The organism is Mycobacterium sp., from assembly GCF_052144515.1.
In the GTDB taxonomy this organism is placed as follows: Bacteria; Actinomycetota; Actinomycetes; order Mycobacteriales; family Mycobacteriaceae; genus Mycobacterium.
The window spans coordinates 1-2806 of sequence record NZ_JBKQQD010000130.1; the positions used below are offsets into that span (position 1 = coordinate 1).

The window sequence follows — 2806 nt, forward strand, 5'->3', positions numbered from 1 at the left end:
CTAGCGGCAACACCACGGTCATAGACACGTTGCCCCTCGCCACGGCGGGGTACTACTCGGTCACCGCCACAGTTGATGCCCAGCACAAGGGTGATGACAGCACGGACTGGTCGTGTTCTCTCCTGGGGGCCGAACCGAATGGCGAGTATCAGAACTACACCGAATCAGATGCGAGCCTGCAGGGTGACGGGGCCGCGTCAAGTGTCTCTATCCCGCTGGTCGCCGGCGTCGAAGTTGTCGCCGGGGAAAAGCTTGAGGTGTCCTGCATCGAGTTCCAGGCAAAGAAGGGGGACTCCGCTGGTGCGGACATTCTGGCGACAATGGATGTCGAGCATCGCAGGTGCGATGAACCCCTGAGCGCCACTGCTCTGGACCACAGACAGCACCCGAGAACCGGCTGCGCCGGTTCGTCTCCAAGCATGCCCCTGAGCGACTGACCGGACCCCTCAAGGCACGCGATCCCGTCTTCACCGAAATGACTGCGGGATGGCTCTACCTGGCCTTGACCGGTCCTCCCCAGCCGAGACAGGCCCATTTGGTGGGCGTAAGCCATTGCACGGCCTGATTCGTCGATGCCAACCCCGCCGAGGGGTAAGCGCCCGTTGTGCGAACACAACCCAATGGGTTTGACACGCACGGACGCCGTCCCTGTATCAGTCGACCCCGGTTTGCGTCCCGGTCGTGAAACTTGCCAGTTGGGTGGAAATGATGCGTGCGGTCGCCGAGTCGTCCTTGCGTTGCACGTACTCATTGCAGCCAACCCATGTTTTGCCGCCCTGTGCGATGGACACCACCGCGGTCAGCACGATGGTGGCGTTAGAAGAGGTCCCGCCCTGGGGCGCCGTCGCACCCTCTTGGTCAAGAAGGAGACCGGTGCTGGCTCCGGGGTTCGCCGCGTACAGGGTGCAGACCCACCCAGAGGTCCCGGACTGGTTATCGACAGCCACGACTGCGTTGACGGCGAAGTCACCGGTTACTTGAGCCGTCTGCTCGGTAATGATCGTGGCGTCACCGTTCTCAAGGTCCACCCGGCCGCTGGTGGTCTGGGCCGCCGCAACGGCTCCAGCCGGCCCTGACGGGCCCACAATCGAGGAACCCTGCCCCCAAGAGGTGGTGCAGGGAAACGTCTTACACGTTCGTACGGCTGGTCCGTAGATGGCTTGCGGTGGTGCCGGGCGGCCTACACCTCCGATAAGCCCCTTCGCGATGTAGAAATCCCCCGTGTTGCCGATCTTGTCGGAGGGAGGCCCGACGCCGCTGAGGATGGTGGCGCCGTTAGTCCCGTTGGTCCCGTTTTGCCCGGGCGCCCCCGCTTGAGCAAGCACCGCCCAATGGGCTGGCGAAGTGGGAACCACGTTGGTGTTCGCCACCACGGCTAGATAGCTCGAACCCTGATAGCTCACGGCATCGCCCTGGCCGTAGGACGTCCTCGGGGCCCAGGCTCCTTGCCAGTTGATGCCCGCTTTGTTCCAGGACACCGCCGTCTCGCCTGCTCTGCATGTCTGGTTCTGGCCAGTGTCGATAATGCGGATGGCACCAGTCGCGGTACGGACACAGCCGTGGAAGACGCCGTTGGCATCCGGTATGGACGCGAAGGCCAGAGCGCCGGTTACGACCGCGAGGCCTGAAGCCAAGACCACCCCGGCAGCTCCCGCACGCAGCCACCGCCGCTTAGGCTTGTGCGGCCCGCTCGCTGGGTCGCGGATGACGAGGACCTTGATATGCATGAGCGATACTCCCCCCAGTCCGAAGGTCGTGTGCCATCGAACTGGATGAGACTATCCCGAGCCCGATCGAGACGCGTCCAGAGCCGACCTGACCCAGCCCCGATTGCGGCGCGGGGTGTTCGCGAGCGTCGGCGCTTTTGGTCAGTGTTGAAATGACGCCTCTCAGGCCACATTTACGAACTCTCGTGTTCGCGACTCCCTTGTTGCCGGATGCCTGGCCTGCCCCTTCCTGCCTCTCCCCGGGCAGAATCGCCGATGAGCTGGTAGCCTCGGCCGTCCAAAGAAGGACCCATTGCCCACAGAGTCCCCGGACGCCGTCTGCAGCGGACCTAAGCAGGGGCCCGTGAGCAACAGGGGGGACGTTTAGGCATGTCGGAACAGATGCCCGGCGAGTTGATCTACGAGTACACCGTCAAATTCACCGGGGTGACTTCCTACGGTGCACCCGACATGGGTGCTTTGTTGTCCGGGGCCGCGGCCCCGCCTCCTCAAGGGGCCCGGTACGACGTCGCCTTCGAGGGCCCGATCGTCGGTCAGAGACTGCGCGGCTCAGTCAAGGGCATCGACTACCTCCACATCCGTCCCGATGGTCGCGGCCAACTCCACATCCACGGAGAAATCACGACCGAAGATGGCAAGAAGATCGCGCTCTGCGCGGATGGTGTCGCCATTTTTAAGGATGGACCGCCCATTGGCGAACTCCGCGAGAACGTGACGTTGACAACTTCCGAACCCGACTATGCCTGGGTAAACCCGCTGCATGTCTGGGCCCCGGGAACCGTCGACCTCGCCAAAGGCGAGGTTCATATAAAGGGCTACGTCGTATAGCGCCTGTCGCTCGGCGTCGGAGGTCTGTTTCGCTCGGGAGCCCGGTTTCGATTGGCAACGCGTTATTTCAGGCCACATTAGTGAACTCTCGTGTTCGCGAGGTCCCTTGTGCCGCGCCTGCCCTAGACACGTGGCTGATATGCGGCTGGGGCTCAATCTCTTTGGAAGCGCGACACCGCAGGCCGTCGACTGAGGTCCTCAGCCTCGAGTCTCTCGGCCACACGGGCAAGGAAGGAACGGATTGTCGATTG

General features: G+C 63.1%; 3 protein-coding genes. 2 read left to right on the plus strand and 1 reads right to left on the minus strand.

Annotation, left to right across the window (positions count from 1 at the left end; translation table 11 throughout):
• A partial coding sequence (locus ACLP9N_RS07855) for a hypothetical protein (RefSeq protein ID WP_442406861.1) occupies positions 1-437 on the plus strand: 437 nt, incomplete at its 5' end.
• Positions 438-653: 216 nt separating this feature from the next.
• Here ACLP9N_RS07855 and ACLP9N_RS07860 read toward each other — a convergent pair.
• On the minus strand, positions 654-1727 hold the full coding sequence (locus ACLP9N_RS07860) for a carbohydrate-binding protein (RefSeq protein ID WP_442406862.1): 1074 nt from the start codon (positions 1725-1727) through the stop codon (positions 654-656).
• 369 nt (positions 1728-2096) lie between these two features.
• Between ACLP9N_RS07860 and ACLP9N_RS07865 the strand changes: the two genes are divergently transcribed.
• The gene (locus tag ACLP9N_RS07865; protein ID WP_442406863.1) at positions 2097-2555 is read left to right on the plus strand and encodes a DUF3237 family protein; all 459 of its coding nucleotides are present in this window, start codon (positions 2097-2099) and stop codon (positions 2553-2555) included.
• Positions 2556-2806 lie beyond the last annotated feature (251 nt).

Coding starts and splice junctions, on each gene's coding strand:
- ACLP9N_RS07865 (WP_442406863.1), top strand. CDS start 2,097: ATGTCGGAACAGATGCCCGGCGAGTTGATCTACGAGTACACCGTCAAA.
- ACLP9N_RS07860 (WP_442406862.1), bottom strand. CDS start 1,727: ATGCATATCAAGGTCCTCGTCATCCGCGACCCAGCGAGCGGGCCGCAC.